We start from the raw sequence: 23,703 nt of genomic DNA on the forward strand, positions 1-23,703 counted from the left end.
CGATGGGATTCGAGCTCTTGCTTCGAGCCACACGTCGCGCGTCACCGAGGGAGGTCCGAAGCCCGTTCACGGGCCAGCTCCAGATGGAGACTCCCCTCGTGATGACCGAAACCGAGCTGCGAGCCTGCCTGGCCGTTCTCGCCCGACACGGCGGACGGCTCGACGAGGACGGCGGCGGTCTCGTTCGTCTCGAAGGGGGAGCGCTCCAGTTCTCCGGGTTCGACGCGGAGGGCGATCTCGTCAAGGTGATCGGAGACCTCCGCGTCGCGTGTCATGTCTTGTTCGAGTTGGCGCAGGCGGGGCAGATGGCGATCCTCCCGGACAGCGGCGATGGGCTCGTTACGAGCAAGGAGACGCTCGCCAGAGCACAGCAGCTCGAAGACGAGCTCGGAGGGCCCGTCGTCGTCGTCGACGACGCAGAGGCCCTCGCCACCGCCCTCGAAGCGGAGTGTGAACGCGCGCGAGCCTACTCCGAACGAGCCGCGCGCGGCGGATAGACGCGCCGCTCCTCGAGCCGCGGGCTCGACGAAATTGTTTACGTTTACAACCACTAGGACGTGCTTCCCGTCGGCCTGTGACAGAGTCGCGACGGCGAGGTTCACATGACACGGAACGATTTGGTGCGGATGGTTGCGCTCTGCGTGGCCGGGCTTGCAGCTTGCGAGAGCAGCTCCGCGGGGCCAGCCCCCGTGGCTCCAGACGCAGACGCAGGATCGGTGGAGCCGAAGTGCGTCGCTCCGACGGGTGAAGGGACGGTCCACTCCTCGTCCGCTCTCGCCTCGGACGTCGAGGTGTGGACCGCCGCGGGCAGCCCGCACGTCGTCACGGTTCCGGTCACGATCCGCGCCGGACAGAAGCTCACGATCGAGCCGTGCGCCGTGGTCCGCCTCGAGGCCAAAATGAGCGTGCTCGTCGACGGCGAGCTGATCGCCGACGGCGCGGCCGACCAGCGGATCTCGCTCGAGCGCGCGGGGGCCGAGCCGTGGGAGTACGTCCGCGTCTCCGACACCGGGCGCGCACGCTTCGCCTACGCGACGCTCGCGGGTGGCGGGCACCTGAGCAACAACCGTCCGAACGAGACGGCGACGCTCTACGTCGGCGGCGACTTGCGCTCGCCTACGGGCGCCCAGCCGCTCGTACGCGTGGACCACGTCACCATCGAGGGGTCGCAGACGCTCGGCGTGCTCTTGACCGAGAACGGCGCCTTCACCGACGACTCGCTCGACCTCACCGTGACCGGCAGCGGCTCGGCGCCGATCCGCACCTGGTTGAGCGCCGCCTCGAGCCTGCCCACGGGCGCGTACGCCGGCAACCAGGACGATCAGATCCTGCTCGAGGCGGGCGGCTCCCCGATCGTGGGCGAGGTCACGCTGCGCGATCGTGGTCTCTCGTACCACGTGATCAGCTCCCCGCTGCGCGTCGGCGGCACCGACAACGACAAGAAGCCCGGCACGCTCGTCGTGGAGCCTGGCGTTACCCTCCGCTTCCAGCCGGGGTCGGGCGTGAACGTCGAAGCGTACACGACGAGCGAGAGCGCCACGGGGACGCTGCGCGCGATCGGCACGTCCGACAAGCCGATCGTGTTCACGTCCGACTCCGCGACGCCGGCGCCGGGGGACTGGGTCGGCATCACGTTCAAGGGCACGCCGTCGCCGAACAACCGCATCGAGCACGCGACGATCGCCTACGCCGGCGGCGACTCCGGCATCTCGAGCTACGACTGCTTCGTCACCCCCGACGAGCGCGGCTTCTCGAACCGCGGCGCCGTCATCATCTTCGGCGGCCCGGCCGCGGCGCCGTTCATCGCCCACACGCGCATCGAGAACAGCGCCCAAGACGGCATCGTGCGCGGCTGGACGGGCGAGCCAGTCGACTTCCTGGGAACGAACGAGTTCGTCGCGGTCTCGCGCTGCAATCAGACGTTCCCAAAGCCCGCGGCGGGCGCGTGCCCCTCACCGCCACCGTGCCCGAAGTAGCTGCACTCGTCGCTCGGGTCTCGAGCGAGGTTGACGATCTACGCCCAACGAGGAAGTCGGTCGTAAGGCACACGAGCTCGTTGCCAGCGAACCCGTAGTAGGTGCCGTAGTATCCGTCGCCGTAGCCGTCTCGAACACGGCGGCGGTACCGCCTTCGCCGACGTCATGGATGCCGAGTGCCTTGGTCCTCGAAGCGAGATCGAGCTCGTGCTCGTCTTCTTCTTTGAGGAGCTCAAGCGCCTTCGCGTCCATGAATGAGCCCATGGCGACGTCGACGGGGTAGCCATACGCGGGCTTGGCCGTGACCTTGCGGCGGCTCGGCGGGACGAGCGACGACATGCCGCGGGGGAGGGCGACTTCCCACCGATCGACCGCTTTCGCGCGGACGATGATGCTCACTGCGCAGACGCGGCCGCCGGCGACGGCGAGCTCGACGTCATACTTGGCTGGTGGAACGGCACGCGCAAACGGCGCGACGTCCTCGTTCTGGAGGTGCATCGGATCGATCGCCACGACCGAGCCCGTCGGGAGGACGAGCTGCCCCAAGAGGCCCGGACAGCCAAGGCGCGCGTGAGGAGCGACGAGGAGCCGGGCGAACGGATCGCGGCGAGCTCCGCGAAGCCACTGGCAGCAATTCCATCCACCGCGAGAATCCAAGAAGCTGGAAACGCAGGTCCGTCGCCTCGTCGAGACACGCCGTTACCTCGCCGGCCGCGCCGAGATTGAAGTCGAGTCTTGACACTCCCCTTAGCGGAGACACGACGCTCGACGGACCGATCATGGACCACATCAGCATTCCTATCGCCGACACCACCGCCACACGGACATTCTACGAGGTCGGCTTCGACAAGCCTGGCAGCCCCGTCCTCTACTTCGGCGTCGCCGAGGCTCCGAGCCAAGTCCATCTCGCCTTCGTGGCCAGTGACGAGGGAGCTGTACGCGCATTCTTCGAGGCGGCGCTGGCCAACGGCGGGACGGACAACGGACCGCCGGGTCCGCGGCCCAGCTACGGCGCCGAGTACTACGCGGCGTTCGTCCTCGACGCCGACGCGGACGGCGGCCTCCACGGCGCCGCGCTGGCTCAGATGCACCGTAAACGTAAACAACTTCGTCAGAGACATTCGGACGGGTGCACGAAAGAATCCCTAGGGGAGGCGTGGCCATCGAACGATGGCCCTCTCTGCCAACGAGCGTGTACCCGCGGAGTAGAAGCTGATGAATCCGAAGAAGCTCGTTCTGTTCACGGTGGCAATCGCAGCCTCGGCCGCGGCGGCGGGGACCGCCACCATCGGCTGCAGCTCGACGACGTCGAACGAGAGCGCGACCAACAGCCGGAGCGATGCGGGCAACGCCACGGAAGGGGGCGATGGCGCCACGGAGGGGGGCGATGGCGCCACGGCTCCGCCGACGACCCCCGGGGCGATCGACCCGCAGCTCGTGGGCAGTTGGTCCCTCGTAGGGGGCGGCGTCTCCATCATCACGCACTACTACGACAACAGCACTTGGCTGACCGTCGTGGTGGTCCGCGGCACGATAGCCAACAGCGACCGCACGATGAAGGGCAGCTACCGGGCCGAGAGCGGTCGAATCTTCTACTCGGACGTCCTCTCCCAGACCAGCAACGACAGGGGGGAAACCTGGAGTGACTGGGCATCCACCCCAGGCTGGGAGGAGCAGTACGTCCTCGGCACCGACGAAGACGGTGAATACCTCATGGCGTCGGAAGACGGGATCACCGAGGACACGGCGAAGTACCGTCGCAGCCCCGAGTGATTCGCCAGAGATGACCCCGCCACCTTCGAGGGGCGTCGCCAGGAATGGCAGCGAGACGACGCGATCATCGGCGGCGCGCCGCGCCCGCGTCGTCCGACCGTGGCACGAAGTCGATCGGAAGGACGACGGCAACCACTCGCGAGCGCACGGTCGTAGCTGCGTGGGCCTTCTTCACCTGCAAGTTGATCCATTCGACCAGCTCAAACTGAGTTGGCCGGTGCACGTGGTGCTGCCGCCACACGAGGCTGACGTATCTTGCGTCGGGGTCGTGGAGAGCGCCGGCACGGCTGCCGATGGATGACGCCCAGGTGCGCGTATCTCCGTTGGATCCCATCGTCTAGGGCTCCGACGCGCCGCGCGTGAGTGCTTTCGAGCGACGATCGAGCGTCATCCGCCGACTGGGCGCCTGTGAGTGGTACCGACGCCGCCGGCCGGAGAGCAGCAGGAACCTGACGGCGTCGCCGCATTGCGATGGGAATGCACCGGCGACGAACCGTTCGGCCGCATCGGTCGCGCCGTGGAACGTCGACTACGACGGGAAGCTAACATATAGGCGATTGCACGTCGGCCGCCGCGAGTGGCGGCCGACGTGCAATCGCCTATATGTTAATTTCGACCGGGCGCCTAACGGTCGCAGGTCACACGGACGTGGCCACGTCGTCGCTCTCGGCCAAGTTCGGCACGCCGCACCCGCCGTTGCCGGCCTCGCTCTTGGGCGCGGCCGTGCCGCCCGAGACCCGGCCAGAACCCCGCACGGGGGTCCGCCGCTCGTTGCGGACAGCCGTCAGCGTCCCCAAGGAGACGACGACGGTTGTCCACGCGACGAGGTCACCCGCGCGTGCCTCGAGCTCAGGCCGGTCGTGGAGCTCGTGGCGTAGCTCGTAAAGCGCAAGCGGCGTGGTTGGGACACGTGGTCGTAGTGTTGTCACGAATCCCAAGAAACCCCTGACGAAATGGCGGAACGAGTCGTTCTTCGAAGCCGGATATCGTAAGTTCGAATCTTACGGGCGCACTGCTTTCAGGGTGTTCGGCGCCGGCGCCGAACACCCCAGAGAAGGCCGAGGGCGGCGAGGCCAGCTCCGAGGCCAAAGCCGTCGGTGTGCGGCGGCGCGAGCGTCGAGCAGCCGGCCTCGCTGCTTCCCAGCGCGTTCTGGTCGGGCGGCACCTTGAACGTCACGCGGCGTGTGTTGTTGTCGAATCGGCCCTCGTTCGGCGAATTCAGGACGAGCTCGAACGAGACCTCCTTTCCGACGTGGCTGTTGGACGACACGACCACCAACATCACGAGGTGGATCAAACGCTCGCGCGAAGGTTCGAAGGCTTTGAGCGCACAGGACATGTCGCGGTTGGAGTATCCGCCGCCCACCTTACGCTCGCAGACCGGAGCGTTTCCCTCGCTTACGGAGCTGAACTCGGTGCGGGAGACGACTTGTTTCCCGTCGGGACCGGTCTCGTCGCCGAGGACGACGTCGAGCGAGGTCGTGGACGCCGCCTCCGGGCCCAAGTTCTTCGCCGGGATGTCGAACTCGAGATCCACCCAAGATTGGTATCCAACACCCATCTGGTACCGTTTGGTCTTCGCGACTAGGTTTCGCGGCTCGCCGAGCTCTAGGTCGGCGGTGCCGAGCGCAGAGGTTGCCCCCGAGACGACGACGGCGTTCGCGCTCGCGCCCGTATCTCCGTTGAAGTCGATCCCGGCCGCGATCCGCCCCTGGTCGTCGAGCGTGATCGCTTCGCCGCCGTTGCATGCGCTCGAGATGGCGATACCGTGGACGGTCACCTTCTTCCCGGGCTCGATTTCGACCTCTTGGCCCACGCGGAGGATGGTCTCGATGCCCTTGCCTGGCGTGTAGAGGAAGAGGCCGAGCACCGTCTCGCTGCCGTTCGTCACGTCGTGCACGAATGCGAGCTGTCCGACGTCGTTCGACGCCCAGCCGGCGGTGTGCCTGCTCACGAAGTGGTACCCGTCGACCGTCGTGTCCTTGCCTGCAAGGACGCGGGGGGAGCCACCCTCCACGATCATGACCTGAGTTTCGCCCTCCGCATTCGACTCGTCGGAGGCGAAGTCGTTGTTTCGCATCATGCAAACGCTGTGGCCGCCCGCGTATGGATCGGCCGCCTTCAGCGTCAATGGCCCCGGGCGCTCGAAGACCTTCGCCGGAGCGCCGACCGAGCCGGTAAGGACGTGGTTGACGGTCGAGCCGTCTCCCGCCTGGGCCCTGGCCCACGCGACGACGATGCCCGTCCGCCCGACCCCGATGGGCGTCGGATACGACGGCGCGTTCGGAGGGCTCCCGGGATAGGCCTCCTCCCACCAGAGCTGCTTCGTGCCAGCCGCGCCGCTCATGCCGGTCCACACAGCGATCCCGTTGGGGGCCAGGGCGGGCGCGGGCGGAATCGGCGTGTCGTTGTTCAGGACCGCGTAGTACTTGCCCGTTTTGTCGAGCCAGTGTGCGCCGCCGCCAATGTTCGGGGGCATCGAAAGGGCCTTCTTGGGCCCCTTGTAGGCTCTGGAGAAGACGCCCGCGTTGCCGTCGGCGACGATGACGTCGCCGCGCTCGTTGGTGCGAATGTTGGAAAAGAGTCCGACGACCTGCCCTTCGATGGCCTCGCCCTCCTCCAGGAGCGTCGACACGGTCCCGTCCGGATCGCGCGCCTGGATGTAGTTCTTCCCTTCGAAGTGCTGGAAGAATACGAGATCGCCAAAGCGGGAGAGGAGGCTCCCAGTGCCGCTCGTGACGGTGTCGACGGTGACGAGCTTGCCGCCCTTCTCCATAATCGGCGTGCCGAACGCAGGCTCCGAGTCGAACGCCACCTCCCCATCCGCGCCGAGAAGGATCGGATACTTGATCGTATAGAGCGGACTCGTATGGCCCTCGTACGTGTGCTTGCCGTCGGCGATCGCCACGACGCGAAGCGGCGGCGCAGCGCTCGCGCTACGCGCCAGCGTCGTCGCCACGAGGAGCGATCCGAGAACAGAAGCCAGCCGACGCCCGCGCGAAAGGCTCCCCACCATGGCCCCCGTGAGCGGACGAAGGCGCAAGGGGCTTCGCCCGAACGTGTGCGTACATCTCCGGAGCAAGCGACTGACCACGAGTCCGTGGAAGACGATGAAAGCAATTTTGGACATACGATTCCCTCTCTATTCGGCCGGACGCTCGTCCAGCCTGTGGCAAGGCGGTCCGTTGCTCCATCCTCGGCGGCTCAGACCGTCACGGCTCATCGCACGATCGAAGCCCGTACCGCCGTGCGGGCGGAATACCTCAACGGAGTAGAGCAAGGGCGCGCATGTCCGATAGCCTCGACGTCATGGATCGGCCGGCGCTGCGCGCGCTGCTCGCCCTGCTCGACCGGGGGCTCGTTGACGAACGCGACGTGGCGGAGCTCGCCAGCCTGCTGATGAAGACGCTCGACGTGCAGGCGCTCTCGTTCGGTCCGGGCTTCGGCTTCTCGCCGCTCGCGCACGTCGAGAACGTCGAGGACGCCTGGCGCGCGCACCACACGCGCAACATCGCGTGGGATCGCTCCCCGGCTTTCCTCGCGACGTCGCGCGGGGCGCCGTTCCGCGTGAAGACGCATTCGTCGGAGGAGGAGCGTCGCAGCCCGCTCTTCCGCGGGCTCGGAGAGTTCTACTTCGAGGACGCCGCGATCTCGCTCGTTCACGCGATCGGCGCGCCGCACTTCATGGCCTTCTATCGCGCGCGCGGCGCACGCGAGTTCGACGACGACGACGCGGTGCTCCTCAAGCTGCTGCATCCGCATCTCAGCGCTGCGTTTGCGACCGCGCTGCCGCGCGCCGCGTTCGCGAGTGAAGGTGAGAACGGACCGGTGCCCGTGGGATGGGTCGATCTGCCGAGCGAGTCCGTCCACCTCGCGCCGGGGATCGAAGCGTTCGTCGCGACGCATCTCGGCGTCGAGAGCGCCGCGGAACGACGTCGATTCCGTACGCTGCTCGTCCAGCGCGCGCGACGTCTCGATGCCGGCGCGGATTCGCCGGGCCCGCCGCGCCCGCTTCCTCTCAACGCGCAGGTTCGTCTCGAGGCCGCGCGCGTCGATCCGAAGCGCTCCGGTCCGAAGCCGCGAGGCGAAGTCGCGTCGCGGACGTTCTTCGCGCTTTGCCCATCGCCACCCGACGCTCGCAACGAGGATCTCCTCCTCCTCCTGACGCCCGCCCAGCGCGCGGTCGCCTCGCGGGCCGCCAGAGGGGCATCGTTGCCGAGCGTCGCGAAGGAGCTCGGCATCTCCCTCGCGACGGCGCGCGTGCACCTTCGCGAGGTGTATCGCCGCCTCGACGTCCACGACCGCACCGAGCTCCGCCGGCGCATCGACGGTGTGTAGTCCGCTGTCCTGACGCCGGGCGCGTCGAAGGACCAAACCTCTCTGGTCCGTGGAGTGGCCACTCACCCGTCACGCCCCTCGCCACGGAGGAAGGCGCCCGTTCGGTCTCATCGGACGGGTCGTCCTCGGCGAGCTCGACCTGGCAGAAGGAAGTGGCGGAGCAACACATGACCCCGCTCCTCGCCACGTGCCGCTGCACCTCGCCGGTCATGCTCCGCGACGGCCGAGTGCGCCGCTACCTGGCCGCCGCGTCGTCCCTGTCCGCGAAGTTTGGCCAGCCGCACCCGCCGCTACCGGCCTCGCTCTTGGGCGAAGACGTGGCCGAGGAAGCGCCCGAGGGTTTGGCGGAGTTTCGGCTTTTCGGCCGAGAATCGCGAAAACCGTTCTAGCTAAGCTCACGGAATCAGGACCACTTCCGCGATTCGTTGGGCGTCCCCAAGGGGGAGCGGAACGTACGGAGGCTGGAGGCCTCGTGCCCCTGGGCCCGGCGCGCTCGCCGTGGCTCCCGAGCGTCGTCGACCTCGAGGACGTCTGGCCCGTCGTCGTGATGAGGGTGGCCGTGTGAGTTGCGCGCCCGTGGAAGGGCCTGGCCCCGAACCTTCATCGGCGCGAACGCTCGTGCTCATCACCGACCGCGCTCCTTCTTCGGCCTTCGCTGCGGCTCGGGCTTCTTGAGCTGCTTGGCGGTCGCCTCGAAGGCCGCGTCGATCATGCGGGGCTTCGCGTCCTGAAGGGCCCGGTAGCGGTCGTACTCGCGATCGGCCTTCGCCTTCGCGACCTCGGCCGAGATCGTCCCGGCGTGGTCGAGCAGCTTGCGGCCCGACGCCTTGAGAAAGTCGTCGAGCTTGTCGACCCAGTCCCGCATCGTCATCGGCCTGCGCTCGAGCGCCTGGAGCTCGGCGAACTCGATGTACAGGTTCACGATCCGATTGAGGACCTGCAGCTCGGGCTCGGTCAGGTAGTTCTTGGCGATCGCGGCGTCCGCCTTGCGGACCACGCCTCCCGGCCGCGTCGTCTGCATGCCCATGAAGGGCTTGTCGCTGTCGGCGCGCTCGTGGACGATCTCGGCGGCCGTGTGCCCGTGCGCGGCCCAGTGCATCTTGTTCTGCACGGTCGCGAAGAACTGCTGCGAGAGCGCGGCGTCCGGCTCGTAGTCGACGCTCGTCGCGTAGATGTCGAGGACCTTCTGGTAGAAGCGCCGCTCCGACGCACGGATGTCGCGAATCCGCTCGAGCAGCTCGTCGAAGTAGTCGGTCTGGCCCGGCCCGGGCGGGTTCTTGAGCCGCTCGTCGTCCATCGTGAAGCCCTTGACCAGGTACTCCGACACGCGCGCGTTCGCCCACTTGCGGAACTGGGTGCCCCGATGACTCCGCACGCGGAAGCCGACGGCGAGGATCGCTTCGAGGTTGTAGAAGCGGAGGTTGCGAGAGACCTGACGCGCGCCCTCGGTGCGAACTTGTAAGAACGGCTTACAGGTTGCCGCCTCGTCGAGCTCGCCCTCCGCGTAGATCTCGCGGAGGTGCTGCGTGATGTTCTGCGGCGTCGTCTGGAACAGCTCGGCCATCAGCGCCTGCGTGAGCCAGACTGTCTCGCCCTCAAAGCGACATTCGACGCGCGTGCGGCCATCCTCGGTCTGGTAGACGATGAGCTCGCCCTTGGGCGTTTCGTCGGACGACTTCGTCATGGTCGGCGACTCCGAGCGCGTCCCGAACGGCACGTTGGACCGTGAGCGATCGGACTGGGCCACCGCACCAACTCTGGGGGCTCTACCTCGCAAGTTGACCCGTCCATCGGCAGCAGCCGCGTTGGCTCTCGACCGAGCACGTCGACCCCTCTGGGGATACCCCTCGCCGCAGATGCCTTTGGCGGCCCGGCGCCACCACGGGCGTTCCGAGAACCGGAGCTGATTGCCCGCAGACGCGGCCCAGTCTGCACAAACGCAAGGGCCTCCTGCTCCGCGCGCGCGATTCCAGTTGACCCGTTCGTGGACAAGCCGGTCATCGACGAGCCAACGGATCGCGTCGGGCCCCCACTCGATAGCGAATCGGTGAGCGGATTCGGAAGCATCGAATCCGAGTTCAACGATGCTCGGGGAGCCCCGGTAGCCGTAGTCGAACTTCCCTCCCGCGTCGCCGGGGTTGTAGAAGACGTTCTCGGCGTCCAAGGTCGAGCGATCATACCCGTGCACGCTCGACGAGTTGAAGCGCGCCTACCGCGAGGCGGCGCTCCGTCATCATCCCGATCGCGGCGGTGACCTCGACATGTCGAGGGCCATGAACATTGCGAAGTCTCTGCTCGAGAAGGAGCTCACCTGCTACTGAGCTTCGTGCGGCTTGAACTAGCCGCGGACGGTGCTCGGAAACCAGGGACGTCAGCGCGCCTTTGCGGCTTGTCACTGCTTGCGTCCCTTCGGTTTCGCCTTCGATGCAATAGGCAGCGACGAGGCGTCTGCGAGGGACACTGGTGTGGCACCGAGTTCGGACTCGATCTGGTCGATGCTCGGGAGATTCGCCTCGAGCTGCGCCGGGAGCGCTTGCACGAGCTGGTACTCGGCGACGCCCATCGGCTTGCTCGAGTCGCGAAGCGCGTACTCGGCGACGACCTTGTCCTTGCTCTTGCACAACAACAGGCCGATCGTCGGAGCGTCCTCCGGCGCCTTCACCTGCCGGTCGACCGCCGTCATGTAGAACCCGAGCTGGCCGACGTACTCGGGCTTGAACTTGGTCGCCTTGAGCTCGATGACGACGTAGGCGCGAAGCTTCAAGTGGTAGAAGAGGAGGTCGAGGAAGAAGTCCTCTTCGCCTACCTGAAGGTGTACTTGCCGACCGACGTAGGCGAAGCCTGCGCCGAGTTCGAGGAGGAATCTCGTGATGTGTTGCACGAGCGCGCCCTCGAGCTCGTTCTCGTTCGCTTCGGCGCCGATGCCGAGGAAGTCGAAGCGGTACGGATCCTTCAGCGTCTCGCGCGCGAGGTCGGACTGCGGCTTGGGCAGGCGCTCGGCGAAGTTCGTGAGCGCCTTGCCCTGTCGCTCCACGGTCCGCATCTCGATGTGGTGCACGAGCACCGCGCGCGACCAGCCGCGCTCCAAGGCGCTCGCCGCGTAGGAGAGGCGCGCCGACCTCGTCTTCAGCTTGGCCAGAAGCACGAGGTTGTGGCCCCATGGAAGTTGTCCAACAGGCTGTTGGACGATTGCTCCAACCTCCGGCCACGCCTCCGCGAACGCCCGCATGTACATGAGGTTCGCGCGCGAGAAGCCGCGTATCGCAGGGAACGCCGCTCGGAGATCGGCGGACACACGGTCAACGATCCCCGCGCCCCAACCTGCACGTTGTTGCCGATCGAGGATGTCTCGCCCGAGCTGCCAGTACAACGTGAGCAGCTCACGGTTCACGGCAAGCGCCGCTCGCTGCTGCGCCGCGTGGATGCGCGCCTTCAGATCGGCGAGCCATTCCCCGTACCCGGCAGGCGCACGCGTGAGCATGACCGGACGAGTCGCCGTCGGCGTCTTCGTCGTGCGCGCCATCGCGGGCCTCTTGCGCGAGCGCTTCGTCACGGCCTCACGGTCGCCTCTTGACCGGAGACGACTTGGTTTCTCGGTTCGGCTTCGCTCGGGCACCCCGCTGACGCGACGTCTCGTCACGCACCCTTCCCATCCCTGTCGGCCGAGCCGCACCGTCGCCATCGCCACGTCGTGAGTGAGTCGCCGTGACCTTGGGCGACGTCAGCCACGCACGGTCGTGTGCGCTCGCGCCGCTCGTGAGCGAGCTCTTCCCCCAGGTGGAAATCAGCAGCGGGCGCTCGATCATGACTTGCCCTCGGCATCCACGAGCGTGGGGAAGGATGGCAGGCTCGCAACGTCGACATTCGCGAGCGAGAGCGCGGAGGTCCAGAGCTTGTCGAAGACGGCGTCGGACACGCGCTCGAAGCCGTGGGCGAGGATCGAGCGGTTGCGCGCAACGAGTGGCGACTTCGTACCGCTCAGCCCAACGCCCTGGAACGTGGTCCCAAGGGGATCGTTCAGGACCGCGAGCAGCGCATAAGCGTCTTGAAGGCCGAGCGGGATGAGGCCGTTGTCCGCCCGCGGCGCCCAGGTGATGCGCAGTGACTCAGGGATCCGCTCCAGCGGGACCTTCTCGGTACTTTCGACCCCGTGGCCTTCCTTGAGCGCTACCTGCGCAATGGCTTCGGTGGCGCGGTACAGCCTCGCCACCGCATCATCAAAACGGCCCTCGTCGCTCCGGCGTTTCGCGTTGGCCAGGAGGTCGAGCACGTGGTGACGACTCGGAGGCTGCGCCAGTCCCAGTTGCCCGAGATGCGTCACAAGCTGAGCAGCGCCCGCGAGCACACGATCGCCTCTCGTGGGGCCGAGCGCGGCACGCAGATCGTTCGCCGACTTGCTGACGCTCTCGAGCAGGTTCTTGCTGGTCATGTGATCGAAGCGATCCCACGCCTCAAGCGCCTTCGCGAGCTGCTCGAGGGACGACAGCTCGCGCTTGCGGTCGGGGCGGCTCACGCGCCGCATCGTTGCGGCCGCGACGTTTGCCGCCGCGAGGTAAGCGTGCTGGTCGAACAGCACGACGAACTCGTCCACGGCTTGGTGGCCGAGTGCGTCCCACGGGTTCTGAGCGTGACGGACGATCTCCGATCCGGAGACCGCGATGCCCACCCCGTCCTTCGTGCGCTCTTTGCCGCCGACGTATGAGAACAAGCACGGCCAGTGACTCGCCTGGATGGCCATCGCTGCGGTCATGCACTTCGTACCACCCGTGATGTCCACGACGACCTGGCAACCGTCGCCGCGTGCTGCCCACGCACGCACCTCGTCGGTGAGCGCTCGGAGGTGCTCGACGCAGCTCGTAAAGTCCTGTTCGTCCGGGAGTTCGAGCAGGTCGTACCGCCCAGCGTCGAGGTCCACGCCCTCCTCACGCGCCTTGGGGAGGATCTCGGCGATCTTCCCCTTGGTGGCAGGAGTGTGAACGAACCTGACGCGCACGGGGCGCCACTGCTTGAGCGCCGCGACGATCGGCTCCGGGCTGCCTCCGACGGTGCAGATCAACAGGGTCGAGCCGCTCACGTCCGCCCTCCTGCCGAGAACAGCTTGTCCCACGCCTCGATGAGGGCACGCGCCCGAGCCTTCTTCTGCTCGTCGGCCTTCTTGTTCGTGAGGCGGTTGGTCCACGCGGCGCGCAGGTCGAACTTCGCGCCGATCGCTCGAACGACGTGCAGGTGCTCCTTGGTCGTAGCGTCGGGTGCAGCGGAGAGCAGCTCACGCATGGGCCCCGTGGCGGCTTCGCCTCTCAGCCACTTCTCGATGTCGCCGCTCAGGGCGTCCTTGCCGTACTTCGCCATGTCGGCAACGGCCTGCTCGGCCCTCGAACGCCGCGGCTCAGGGGCCTTCCAGTCACCCACCGTGCCGAGCCCGTAGCCAGCGGCAGTCTTGCCGCCGACGCCCCAGTTCTTGAGCGCATCGGCGAGGAGCTGCGCGGCAAGCTCCGTCCACTCGCTCGGCCCACCCAGGGCGAGCAGGAGGCGGCACTTGGGCCGCACCGTGAGGAATGCGACCGGGGTCGGGCTATCGTAGTCGTTCGGCAGGTTCTGGCCCGAGGAGTCGTAGAAGCCCTTCTGATGCACCGTGAGCACGTCGGTCGCGAAGGGCTTGTTGTCGGCGAGGCTGCCGGGCACGTAGAGGGCGTCGTGAAACGTCACGAGCCCAGCCGCCGCCCCCGCAGCGAAGCCGTTTTCCCGCATCGCTTCGTCTTCACGTGCGTCGGGCGCGCCGAAGAGCGCCCTGTAGACAGCGCCGGGCCCGCGCTCGATGCGTCGCCGGTTCCACGTCACGCCCTGGTAGTCGGCTCGTGCGCGTTCGTCGCCTTGCTGCTCCCAGGGCTTCTTGTTGGGCTCGGCAGGCCCGTAGGTCGCGTCGACGTAGTGCGCGACGAGGCCCTTCAGCGCTGAGCCGGGGATGACCGGTACGCCCCACGTGTGATGCACCGTGAGGCCGACATCCATCGCACTCGCGTTGCCGTGTCCGATGAGCAGGCGGCTCGCGAGGGTGAGCTCGGCGAGGCGATCTCCGGCCGCCGAGAAGCTCGCCTTCCAGCGCTCGAAGCTGCTTGCGTAGTCGGGCGACACTGCAAGCTCGGCGAGCTTGTCCAGCCACGGACGTCGGTTGACATCGCTGATCTTGCCATCGGCAACTTCCGTGGGCGCCCACGCGTCGTACGCGAGACCAAGATGGTCTGGGACATCGCGGCCGATCGAATCCCTCAGGACCTGGCGCATCGTCAGGTCTCCTCGAAGGTCGCCTGCACGGCGCGCTTGAGCCAGGTCGCGACCTCCAGCAGCTCGCGGGTGGCCATCATGTAGCTGTCGGCGTCGAGCCCACGCACGCGCTGCGCCAGGTCCCGCGCCGTCGCGCCCTCCAGCCCCGGCACGCCCGCGTTCGCGAGATGACCGAGGAGAACATTCCCCCGGTCCCGCCGCTGCAACGAGGCGATCGCCGCGCAGAGGCCACTCCGCAGGATGTTGGCGCCGAGATCGTTGACGGCAATCACGTAGTCCGCCTGCTGTCCGCGTTGAACCGCAGCGACCGCGTTGTAGGCGTGCAGCGCGCGTTGTTGATCACGGAGCGGCATGAGTAGCTCCGTTTCTCATGAAGGGCACGATGCGGCAGCGACCACGCCCGGTCGTCGCCTTGCCTCCGAGCTGGTGGACCTCTTCGCCCGAGAGCGCGAAGCCGAGGACCTCCTCGGGCGTCATCTTCACGTCGCGGCGACGGCTTCGGTCCGCCGCCAGCAGCCCGATAAGCAACGTCTCGGGCGGCAGGCTCTCCTCGAGCCACAGCGCGCCCTTCGCTACGGTGCGCGTCCGCTCATCGACACGAACGCGCGCGTCGACCTGCGTCGCGGTCTCCCAGAGGAACGCCATCGTGTCGTCGTCGACGATGGCGAACCGCTTGGTGAAGATGTCGTCGCCGGGGAAGGCGAGCGGCTGAAGGCGCTGCGCCCACGCGGTCGCCTCAGCGGCCACGGTGGCTGCCAGGTCGAGGTCTTCGAGGTAGAGCCTGTCGTTGTGGACGCAGACGGTTCCCTGCGCGAGGCGCGCGCCGCGACCGTCGATGCTCGGGATGGCAAGGCTCGCGTCTTCGAGGTCACGCTTGGCGAGCGTCAGCAGGAGCGGCGACGTGACCCAGGCGAACGTGCCCCGGAAGCTCCTCACCGGCAACGCGAGCAGGCGGGCATCGCCGACGACCAGCGCACCAGCGTGCGCGGCGGGATCGTCCCACGGCCCGAACACCGCCTCCGTCTTCTCGCGATCGGTCGCGCGTCGCGCGTCGCGCAGCACGCCCTTGATCGACGAGCCGGGCAGGAACGGGATGCCCGTCGCCTTCATGCGCGCCGTCGGCAGGTCGATGATGTCCGGCGTGTGCCCGGTGCCAGCGTGAAGAGGCGACAGCGCGTGGAGGAGGAAGGGTCTCGTGTTCATGGGTTGTTCCTTGTGGGGCGCCAGACGCCGGGGACGACGCGGCCAAAGCCCTCGTCGGTGCGCGTGCCGAGCGCGGTAAGCCAGAGCGCTTTGGCCTCCGCGTCGCCGAAGGGCTGACCGTCGGTGCGCTCGAAGAAGTAAACGGCGCCCGGGGGCACCATGCGTGAGGTCGGCTTGGGCTCGCCCTTAGCCATGTCCCAGCCCGACACATGGATTGGACGTGGCACGAACGCCGCGCGCAGGACGACGTTCAGCCCGGCGAGCCGGCCGCGATACTCACCATTGGTGTTCACGAAGCCATCGGGCAGCCAGCCCTTCTCGAAGCTGATCGGCGAGGTCGCGACGAGGCGAAGTCCCACGCTCGACGCACGGAACGCCTCGAGCACGCGCGCCGGAGGATCGAACAGCGTCGTGGGTAAAGGCTCGACGCGCGAGAGCCGCGAGTCAGAGCCAAGCGTGGCGACCTTGGGCAGTTCGCCTGCAGGCAACGCGACCTCGACGCCGAGTGCCCATTCGCCTCCGGGGTCGAGGGTCTCGACGACGTCGTGCGAGAAGAGGACTCCGTCGTCGGAGGTCAGCTCCTCTGGGCGGATGCCGACGTGGACCTGAACGCGTCTCGTCGTCGTGAGCGCCTCACGGCGCACGCTCACGGACTTGCCAGCGAGCCAGGAGACGAACTCTTCAGTGCTCCACCAGCGAGGAGCGGCGAGCGGCTTCTGCGCGTCGTCGGGCACTGGACGCCAGAGTGACTCGCGAACTTCGTCGTCGTCCCGTCCAAGCGTCGGCGCAATGGGCTTCACAGGATCGAGGCGATGCACTTCCTGTCGACCTTCGAGCCAGAGCGCATCGAGAGGCACGGGCCAGGTCGCGTCCTCCACGCGCCAAGCCGCACCATGCTCGCGACGAAGCACCAGGGTTCGTCCGAGGTGAATGGGCTGCGTGCGGCTTCGCCAGTCGTCCGGCGTGAAGGTGGTGTTCGACCGCGTCTCCTCGCCGCGCCCCCACAGCGAGCGGAGCGCCCCCAGTACCGTAGAAGGCCAGGGCCAGTCGAGCCCGTGGCCGCGTCCAGACGCGCTCGTGTGCCAGCCCCGACCATCCTTGGCGAAGAAGCCGTCACGAGGGACGAGCGCGAGGCGTGTCGTGGTCGTCGTCATGCTGCGCCCTCAGGGCTGCGGCGTTCGCGGATCGCAGCGCGCTCGAATGTGCGCGCAATGAGCAGCCGCGCGACCCACGCCTCGATCTGCGCGTACAGGGCCGCGTAACCGGTGTTGGGGTCGAGGGAGAGCCCGACGCCTTCGGGGCGCAGGTCCGCGCCTTCGATCCGAGAGAGCGAGCGTTTGACGTCGAGCGCGAGCACACGCGGCCAGCCGTCACCGCTCGCGTCGTCGGGCTTGGGCAGGCGCCTGAGGATGCTGGCGATCTCGTAGACCTTGCGTGCGGGGATGCGGTCGCGGAGCAGCATGGCCGCCTCGTTCAGCTTGCGGACGGGGTGGGTGCTCCACTGCGCGTGCCACACGCGCGAGCCGCCGGAGCGCTTGTCGACGAGCACCGCGAGGGCGTTGCGATCACGCTTCGCCTCGCGTTCGGCCTGACGTCCGAGCGTGAGCAGGTCGCCCATGCTCTCCATGACGTGGCCGATCCCGAGGCCCACCGACAAGGTCGGGCGTTTGTCCGGCGCGAGCGAGCCGCACGCCGTGTCCATCGCGCTCTCGAAGGCTGTGCGCAGCGCGTCGGAGCAAGCGAGCGCTTCGGGCAGCGACACGAAGGCGAGCACGTCGTCGCCACCTGCGTAGACGAGCGCGCCGCGATGCTGCTGTTCGACCACCTTGCGCGCCGCGTCGGCGAAGCCCGCGAGAGCCTTGGAGAACGCACGGTGCGCGTCTGCGGAGCCGAGGCTGTCGATGGCGCGCCCCATGCGATCGCCGTCGGCGACGAGGCAGGCGACGTAGGGATACGGTTCGTCGAGCTTTCGGAAGAGAGGCCTGACGTGCCGACGGCCCCACGCTTCCGGGTCACCTTGAAGTCCCTGCTCGTCGAAGACGGAGCGCCAACGGCTCTGGAGCAAGACGCTACCGTCGAAGGCGAAGGGCGACACGCACGGCAGATCCGTGCGCGCGACACGCGAGACGCCTGCGTTTCGGCACGCCGTCTCGAGGGCAGCGAGCTCGGTCGATGCCACCTGGCTCGCGCGCGAGAGCCACGAGGCCAGCGTGACGTTCACCACGGGCACGAACTGGTCCGGCTCACCACCTGCGCGCTTCACCAGCCCCACCGCGTCGAGCTGCTCGCCGTCGGCGATGCGGTAGCGTCCAGCGTTGTCGATCGCGCGTTGGCGAGGAGGCAGGAGGACCGACTCGCGCGCGCCGTCGAGGCTCGACTTTGGCACGTTGCCGCGCCCCTGCGTCCAAGGGTCGAAGTCGCGCAGCAGCTTGCGGCCAGCGACGGCCTGCTCGAGCTGACGGCGCGTCGCTGCGTACCCGCCGAGCGGTAGCCAGCTCGCGGCGAACTCGAGGAAGCTGTCGATCTGCTCGTTCCACACCGGGTCGATGTTCTGGGCGAGGAGCCCCGAGCACTTCCTCTTCACGGGGGCTGCGACCTGGTCACGCCAGCAGTCCGCCACGGCCTTACGAGCGGCCTTCGCGAGCTGCTGCGGCTCGATGCCCTCCGGCACCTCGGCCAGGAGCTTGTTCGCGATGTTCTGCGGCGGTGTGTTGTCGTCGCGCAGCGGCGCGAGGCACGTGACGAGCTGCGGGTCCCCGGTAGCGAGCGACGGGAAGACGAGCTTCGCGCCGCCATCGACGAGAGCCCGCGCAGCGGCTCGCCCTAGCTCCGAGAGCAGGTAGCTGCCGTACCAGAGATCGCGCGTGCGTCGTGCCTGCGCGATGAAGTCCTGCACCGGACCGAGCGTGACGAGGAGCAGATGCGCGGTCATGGGGCCACCACCGTCGTCTGGTACTTGCTGTGGAGCCAATCGAGGAACGCTTGGCGAAGGCTGGTCTTGTTCGCGAGCGCCGAGAAGCGCGCGGTATCACCGCTGGCCACCAAGCGATCAAACGGGGCCTGCGAATTGTTCGTGTTGCGCAGCACCACCTCGCCGTTCGTGGGATGCGCGCGGTTCAGCCACAGCGCGCACGGCGCGAAGGTCCCGTCGTCGAGCGGCAGCGCCTTCACGATGAGCGGGCTCGCGAGGCGATCGTGCTCGACGTTGCCCGCGCGCCAGCGCAGCTCGAAAGGGCCCGGCTCGTCGTAGCCGTTGCGATTGTTGTTGCGGTCGGTCTTCTGGAACTGACCGATGATCGGCAGCCCAAACCCAGCGCGCGGCCATGCGGCCGTCGCGTTGTGCCGAGGCGCGTGCGCGGTCGTCTTGTTCTTGATGAGCCGAATCTTGTCTGCCTCGGGCCAGTTCGAGATCGAAGGGCGTTGCGGCTGGGCCTTGCCGGTTCCGGGTTCGCGGGCGCGGCTCCCTTGCTGGCCAGTCGTGCCTTGGCGGAACTCCTTCAGCCAGTCGAGCGCCGTCGTCCACGCCGTCTGCGCGTTGCGATCCGTGCGGCCCACATGGATGGCGGCCCCTCCGAACCACGGCACATCGCATGGCGTCCTCGTGGAGGGCTCGAAGACGTCGCGCCCGAACAGGCCCGTCAGCGCTTGGCGCGTCCCGGCAGACGGCAACCACGAGCTTGCGTCCTCCAGCACCTTGAGGCTTCCGAGCCCGCGTCGCGTACGCCCGCCGTAGCCGCCAAAGAGAATCCACGCGCGCAGGGCGTTCTTGACCTCGGCCTCGTCGGCGGCGGGCACCTTGAGCGTGAGCTGGAATTGGGTGCCGGGTCGGCGACGAGGTGCCGTCTCCGCGCGCGCAGGCCAGAGCGCGTAGGCGCCCGGCGTCGCCTGCTGGTCTCGGCTCGAGAACAGTCGGACCTCGCTGCTGTCCGTGCCTCCGACCCGCTCGACGTTGCCGCGGATCTCCACCGCCGACCGCCCACCATCATCGTTCGCTGCGCGACCCCACAAGACACTCTCGCGCTCGTACAAGGCGGTCGGATTCGCGTACTGCGCGGCGTACAGGGCCCGCCACCAGAAGCGCAGGTGCCCGCGCACCGACGGCACGCGGATCACGTCGACATCGTCGATGGCGCGTGTCTGGTGGCTGCCACCCATGATCGGCGTGACGACCTCCAGCCGAACGCGCAGCTCACGCAGCTCAGGCCCGCCACGCGCGGCGCGCGGCTTGGCCGCAGGGAGATTGGCGTAGGCAGGAGGCTTCGTTGCGGTCATCGTCAGGCCCCCAGGACCTTCATCGCGGCGGTCTTCGCGTCGCCGAAGAAGATCGGGTCGACCCGCTCCATGATGTCGGCGCTGACGTCGAGGAAGTTCCGCTTGTTCTCGGGGTCGCCGAGCGCCAGATTCATGCACTCCAACGTGACCATCGACATCACTCCACCTCGAAGTCGGCGATCTTGAACTTCAACGTCGAGGCGTTCTCCCGAACGACGCGCACGGTCTTCACGTCGAAGCCGCTGCGGCTCTTCGCGGAAACGTCGATCGAGATTGTGACCTCCGTGCCGTACTGCGCGGTGAAGTGCTCGATGACGTTCTGGACGACCTCGGCGAAGTGGCCGATGGGGTCGTCTGTCTTCACGTCGATCGAGCCGTGGAACCTGCTGAAGGTCGCCGAGGCGGCGGGCTTCGATGGGGTCCTCGCCGTACCTGTTGAAGTTGAAGGCGGGGGGCGGTCGCTGCTCCCGCTCGTGCCGCTGCCGCCGGCCGCCGGAAACGGCGCAGGCGTTCTGCGGGGTGCCGGCTGCGCCTTGGCGATGGCTGCCTCGGCGGCGTCGGAGCGGACGAGCACGGCGGTGTCGTTGAGGTAGACGCCGCCGGCGGACGTGCCGAAGAGCAGGCCTTCGAGGTTCCCGTCCTTCTCGGCGCCCGCGTAGGCGAACCAGTCCTTGTGGGCGATGCCGTCCGTCACCGTCTTCGTGAAGACGTCGGCCGACGAGAGGCGCGGCATGTAGAGGTAGCGGCAGGTGTCGAACCACACCTTGTTCATCGAGACGGTCGGGCGATCGTCTTTCCAGAACCACTTCGACAGAAGGGCGGCGAGGTGCGGCGGCGCCCATCCTCTGATCACCCACTCGCGCTCGCGCGTGGTGGTCTCGATGGCCTTGTCGTAGGACGAGCCCGAAAGCTGGAGGGCTTCGTCCTCCCAGTGAATGGTCGAGAGGCCGTTCTCCGCCTCCGGGTCCTGCATGGGGACGAGGAGCAGGCGGTAGGTCTCGCGGATGCTCGCGTCGACGCGCGCCGCGGCCTCGTCGCGATTCTTCTTCGCCTCCTTCTCGTGGTGCTTGTCGAGGTTGAGCTGGTCGGCGTCTTCGACGATCGACTGCCAGGCGAGGAACCGGCGAACCTGGTCGCGGAGCGTCTGCGTGGAGTTCGCATCAGGCGCGAGGAAGAGGACGCGGTTCTGGAACTCGCGCGGCTTGTCGCCGTGCTTCGAGAGGATCGCCTCGGCGCTCTTCACCGCGCGGCTCTCGGGGTCCTTGCGCTTGTGGCCCTGGTCGGGGTCGAGGACGACGAGGCGGAGATCGACCTTGTCAGGGATGTCCTTCGCCTCGCGGAAGACGTGCACCGCCGAGCAGAGACCGCTCTTCACCACCTTCTCGAGGCGCTCTTGCACCTCCGGGTAGACGTGCAGCTTGTTGTCGTAGCGCTGCATGCGGTCCTCCATCTCGCGGCGGAGGTTCGGGCGCTGGTCGAACCAGAAGCGGTCGTTGCCCGAGTACATGTAGTGGAGGCGATCGTTCAACCGGCGGAGGGCGTCGTCGTACTTCGAGACGGAGTGACCCGGCTGAACACACCCGAGCCGCACGCGTTCGATGCCGATGCCGCGCACCTTCTGTCCGGAGACCGACGGCGCGCTTCCGAGGAAGATGGTCCGAGCGGCGCGGCGGCACGCCTGCATGCTGCCGAGGGCCGGTGTGCTGTCGTCGATGAGGCGCGGCTCGGCGTTCGCGCCGTCGATATCCTTGTCGACGATCGGGTCCCATCCGGCCGGCAAGTACTTCACGAGCTCGTTGCGGACGTTGAGGTCGTCGAGCGGGATGGATCCGGGAAGGATCAGGAGGTCGCGGTTGTCGCCGCGCCAGAGGGAGTGAACGAGCCTGGCCATGAGCCGGAGCACGCCGCGCGTGCGCTGGAACTTCGGGAGCGTCGACCAGTCCTCGTAGAGGCGCGCGAAGACCTCGGGATGGATCGGAAAGCTCGCCTTCAACCGCCGGAGGTACGCGCCGTCGCGGGCCTCGGCCGGGAACTTCTCCGCATCCTGCGCGTAGACGTCGGCGAAGGCCCGGCAGACCTCGTCGCGCGCCTTGTCGCTCTGCACTGGACCGAACAGGCGGCGGCGCACGATCTCGAAGGCCTCGTCCGTGCCCACGGGCTTCCAGACCGCCTCGATGCGGCCGAAGTACTTCTGCACGGCGGCGAGCACGTTCTCGGCACGCTGATCGCCGATCTCCATGTCGCTCTCGGGAAGCGAGGCCAGCACCATCGCGTTCGGGACGCGGGACGCCGCCTCCGTGAGGGCCTGGAGGAAGGAGAGGTTCGAGTTGTAGGTGCCGCCCTTGTAGCTCTTGTTCGGCTCGAGCTGGCGGATGTAGGCGACGGTCTCGTCCATAAGGACGATCGAGGGCCCAAACTTCTCGAACAACTTGCTCAAGACGTCTTTACCGGGCGACGTCCCGTCCTTGTCCGACGCGGCGACGAGCTCGTAGCCGTCCTCGCCGCCGAGCTGCCAGGCGAGCTCGCCCCAGAGGGTGTTCGCCTTCACCTTCCCGTGCTCTTGGGGGTGCGACGGCGATAGCGCGTTGCCGTCGAGGATCGCGATGTGCGCCTTCACGAGCTCCTTCACACGCGCTTTGTCGAGGAGCTCGGGGATGCCGAGCATCTTCTTCGCCGGGACCTTGCCGCCGGCGACGTGCATCACCGCCATCATCGTGTGCGTCTTGCCACCGCCGAATGCGGTCTGGAGCTGCACCACGGGATCGCCCCCCTTCCCCGTCAGGCGCTTGAGGACAGACTGAAGAAGAAGGCTCATGCCCTCGGTGATGACCGTGCGCTCGAAGAACTTCTCGGGATCCTGGTACTCGGGCGACGCGACGCCGAGCGCGACCTTCGTGAGGTCGGCCGCGAAGGATGCCTCTTGGAAGCTGCCTTCGAGCACGTCGGGATGCGGGGTGATGACTTCGCGCCAGGGGAGAAGGGGCATGCTGCTCGTCTCTCGAGTCAGTTGGTGATCACGGTCGTGGTGGAAGACTCGACGAACTCTGTCGGCGAGATCTCGGACGTCACGGTGTAGTAGTCGTACGAGCCTGAGGGCGAGGTTCCGAAGCAGTTCGCCCCGCTCTTCAAGTAGATGTTCGCGCCGGGAACCACGGGCGTCCCGAGGAGGCGGATCCCGCTGCCACCGCAGGAACTGCCTGTCTTCGAGAAGAGCATGTACTTCGGCGATGGGGGACCGGGGACGGTGGTCGGACCGCAGGACGAGGTACTTGGCTTCGATGTGAACGCGAGGGGCTGCGTGCACGACGCGTCGTTGAAGTAGGAGCCGTTCGAGTAGTCGCGCACGGCAAGCGTCGTAGGCAGGCAGCGCGTCTTGTCGTCTGCCGCCATCGTGAAGGTACAGGGCTCGTTTCGCGACGTGTCGAACCAGCCACTCAGCTGATAGGACGTCACCGTCTCCGCCCCGTCGGAGGTCGTCGTGGTCGTGGTCACCGTGCTCTTGCGCGCCTTGACCCGGGTGCCGTCCTTCGGCGGCGGCAGGCTCGCATCCACGACGCCGGCGTCGCTCGGATCGGTGACGTTCGCGCCATCGGCACCGTTCGCGCCGTTGGTGCCGGCCGCACCACTTCCACCGGGGTCGCCCGCAGGCCCTTGCGGGCCTGGAGGCCCGGGCGGACCTTCAGCTCCGCAGGACGCACCCGCAGCGAGAACCGAGAACGAAAGGGCGATGAGAACGGTTTTCCGCATGGCTACTCCTCCCCGCATGCTCCCATCGAGGCCGCTCCGATCAGGTCGAGCCGATGGGAGTGACTGAACGTTTGCTCGGCCGAAGCGCTTGTTCGCGGCCATCTGCGGAAGC

The 23,703-nt window shown here is 67.6% G+C and carries 17 protein-coding genes; 3 read left to right on the forward strand and 14 right to left on the reverse strand.

Annotation, left to right across the window (positions count from 1 at the left end; translation table 11 throughout):
- Positions 1 to 41: 41 nt before the first annotated feature.
- Positions 42 to 602, reverse strand: a complete 561-nt coding sequence (locus KF837_25205) for a hypothetical protein (GenBank protein ID MBX3230641.1) — start codon at positions 600 to 602, stop codon at positions 42 to 44.
- A gap of 114 nt (positions 603 to 716) precedes the next feature.
- Here KF837_25205 and KF837_25210 point away from each other — a divergent pair, with 114 nt between their 5' ends.
- On the forward strand, positions 717 to 1,976 hold the full coding sequence (locus KF837_25210; GenBank protein ID MBX3230642.1) for a hypothetical protein: 1,260 nt from the start codon (positions 717 to 719) through the stop codon (positions 1,974 to 1,976).
- On the opposite strand, the gene KF837_25215 is transcribed toward KF837_25210, so the two are convergent.
- Positions 1,953 to 2,522: a DUF4241 domain-containing protein gene (locus tag KF837_25215; protein MBX3230643.1), complete on the reverse strand. Its 570-nt coding sequence runs from the start codon at positions 2,520 to 2,522 to the stop codon at positions 1,953 to 1,955. The genes KF837_25210 and KF837_25215 overlap by 24 nt on opposite strands.
- Positions 2,523 to 3,191: 669 nt before the next feature.
- Here KF837_25215 and KF837_25220 point away from each other — a divergent pair.
- Positions 3,192 to 3,749: a hypothetical protein gene (locus tag KF837_25220; GenBank protein ID MBX3230644.1), complete on the forward strand. Its 558-nt coding sequence runs from the start codon at positions 3,192 to 3,194 to the stop codon at positions 3,747 to 3,749.
- 1,018 nt (positions 3,750 to 4,767) lie between these two features.
- Here KF837_25220 and KF837_25225 read toward each other — a convergent pair.
- Complete coding sequence (locus KF837_25225) at positions 4,768 to 6,708, reverse strand: hypothetical protein (GenBank protein MBX3230645.1); 1,941 nt, start codon at positions 6,706 to 6,708, stop codon at positions 4,768 to 4,770.
- Between the two features lie 329 nt (positions 6,709 to 7,037).
- Here KF837_25225 and KF837_25230 point away from each other — a divergent pair, with 329 nt between their 5' ends.
- The gene (locus tag KF837_25230) at positions 7,038 to 8,087 is read left to right on the forward strand and encodes a hypothetical protein (GenBank protein ID MBX3230646.1); all 1,050 of its coding nucleotides are present in this window, start codon (positions 7,038 to 7,040) and stop codon (positions 8,085 to 8,087) included.
- Positions 8,088 to 8,712: 625 nt separating this feature from the next.
- Here the strand turns inward: KF837_25230 and KF837_25235 are convergent.
- From KF837_25235 to KF837_25285, 11 genes are all read right to left on the reverse strand, one after another.
- Entirely contained in the window at positions 8,713 to 10,251 is a 1,539-nt protein-coding gene (locus tag KF837_25235; protein ID MBX3230647.1) for a virulence RhuM family protein, read from the reverse strand.
- A 228-nt stretch (positions 10,252 to 10,479) separates the two neighbouring features.
- Positions 10,480 to 11,640: a DUF1016 family protein gene (locus KF837_25240; GenBank protein ID MBX3230648.1), complete on the reverse strand. Its 1,161-nt coding sequence runs from the start codon at positions 11,638 to 11,640 to the stop codon at positions 10,480 to 10,482.
- A gap of 249 nt (positions 11,641 to 11,889) precedes the next feature.
- Complete coding sequence (locus KF837_25245) at positions 11,890 to 13,161, reverse strand: TIGR02710 family CRISPR-associated protein (protein ID MBX3230649.1); 1,272 nt, start codon at positions 13,159 to 13,161, stop codon at positions 11,890 to 11,892.
- On the reverse strand, positions 13,158 to 14,369 hold the full coding sequence (cmr6, locus tag KF837_25250) for a type III-B CRISPR module RAMP protein Cmr6 (GenBank protein MBX3230650.1): 1,212 nt from the start codon (positions 14,367 to 14,369) through the stop codon (positions 13,158 to 13,160). The genes KF837_25245 and cmr6 overlap by 4 nt, the downstream gene beginning before the upstream one ends.
- 2 nt (positions 14,370 to 14,371) lie before the next feature.
- Complete coding sequence (locus KF837_25255) at positions 14,372 to 14,722, reverse strand: type III-B CRISPR module-associated protein Cmr5 (GenBank protein ID MBX3230651.1); 351 nt, start codon at positions 14,720 to 14,722, stop codon at positions 14,372 to 14,374.
- On the reverse strand, positions 14,709 to 15,572 hold the full coding sequence (gene cmr4, locus KF837_25260; GenBank protein ID MBX3230652.1) for a type III-B CRISPR module RAMP protein Cmr4: 864 nt from the start codon (positions 15,570 to 15,572) through the stop codon (positions 14,709 to 14,711). Before cmr4 ends, KF837_25255 begins: the two co-directional genes overlap by 14 nt.
- A complete protein-coding gene (locus KF837_25265) occupies positions 15,569 to 16,726 on the reverse strand; it encodes a CRISPR-associated protein Crm3 (GenBank protein MBX3230653.1) in 1,158 nt (385 codons plus the stop codon). Before KF837_25265 ends, cmr4 begins: the two co-directional genes overlap by 4 nt.
- Positions 16,723 to 18,504, reverse strand: a complete 1,782-nt coding sequence (gene cas10 / locus KF837_25270) for a type III-B CRISPR-associated protein Cas10/Cmr2 (protein ID MBX3230654.1) — start codon at positions 18,502 to 18,504, stop codon at positions 16,723 to 16,725. The genes KF837_25265 and cas10 overlap by 4 nt, the downstream gene beginning before the upstream one ends.
- Positions 18,501 to 19,844 (reverse strand): type III-B CRISPR module RAMP protein Cmr1, encoded by a 1,344-nt coding sequence (gene cmr1, locus KF837_25275; protein MBX3230655.1) that lies wholly within the window; start codon positions 19,842 to 19,844, stop codon positions 18,501 to 18,503. The genes cas10 and cmr1 overlap by 4 nt, the downstream gene beginning before the upstream one ends.
- 157 nt (positions 19,845 to 20,001) lie before the next feature.
- Complete coding sequence (locus KF837_25280; GenBank protein MBX3230656.1) at positions 20,002 to 22,830, reverse strand: ATP-binding protein; 2,829 nt, start codon at positions 22,828 to 22,830, stop codon at positions 20,002 to 20,004.
- Positions 22,831 to 22,847: 17 nt separating this feature from the next.
- Complete coding sequence (locus KF837_25285) at positions 22,848 to 23,693, reverse strand: hypothetical protein (GenBank protein MBX3230657.1); 846 nt, start codon at positions 23,691 to 23,693, stop codon at positions 22,848 to 22,850.
- Positions 23,694 to 23,703 lie beyond the last annotated feature (10 nt).

The organism is Labilithrix sp., assembly GCA_019637155.1.
Classification (GTDB): domain Bacteria; phylum Myxococcota_A; class Polyangia; order Polyangiales; family Polyangiaceae; genus Labilithrix.

What these genes read in the sequence shown, in the direction of transcription:
- KF837_25220 (MBX3230644.1), top strand. Translation starts at nt 3,192, where the DNA reads ATGAATCCGAAGAAGCTCGTTCTGTTCACGGTGGCAATCGCAGCCTCG.
- KF837_25230 (MBX3230646.1), top strand. Translation starts at nt 7,038, where the DNA reads ATGTCCGATAGCCTCGACGTCATGGATCGGCCGGCGCTGCGCGCGCTG.
- cmr6 (MBX3230650.1), bottom strand. Translation starts at nt 14,369, where the DNA reads ATGCGCCAGGTCCTGAGGGATTCGATCGGCCGCGATGTCCCAGACCAT.
- KF837_25255 (MBX3230651.1), bottom strand. Translation starts at nt 14,722, where the DNA reads ATGCCGCTCCGTGATCAACAACGCGCGCTGCACGCCTACAACGCGGTC.
- cmr4 (MBX3230652.1), bottom strand. Translation starts at nt 15,572, where the DNA reads ATGAACACGAGACCCTTCCTCCTCCACGCGCTGTCGCCTCTTCACGCT.
- KF837_25265 (MBX3230653.1), bottom strand. Translation starts at nt 16,726, where the DNA reads ATGACGACGACCACGACACGCCTCGCGCTCGTCCCTCGTGACGGCTTC.
- cas10 (MBX3230654.1), bottom strand. Translation starts at nt 18,504, where the DNA reads ATGACCGCGCATCTGCTCCTCGTCACGCTCGGTCCGGTGCAGGACTTC.
- cmr1 (MBX3230655.1), bottom strand. Translation starts at nt 19,844, where the DNA reads ATGACCGCAACGAAGCCTCCTGCCTACGCCAATCTCCCTGCGGCCAAG.
- KF837_25280 (MBX3230656.1), bottom strand. Translation starts at nt 22,830, where the DNA reads ATGCCCCTTCTCCCCTGGCGCGAAGTCATCACCCCGCATCCCGACGTG.
- KF837_25285 (MBX3230657.1), bottom strand. Translation starts at nt 23,693, where the DNA reads ATGGCCGCGAACAAGCGCTTCGGCCGAGCAAACGTTCAGTCACTCCCA.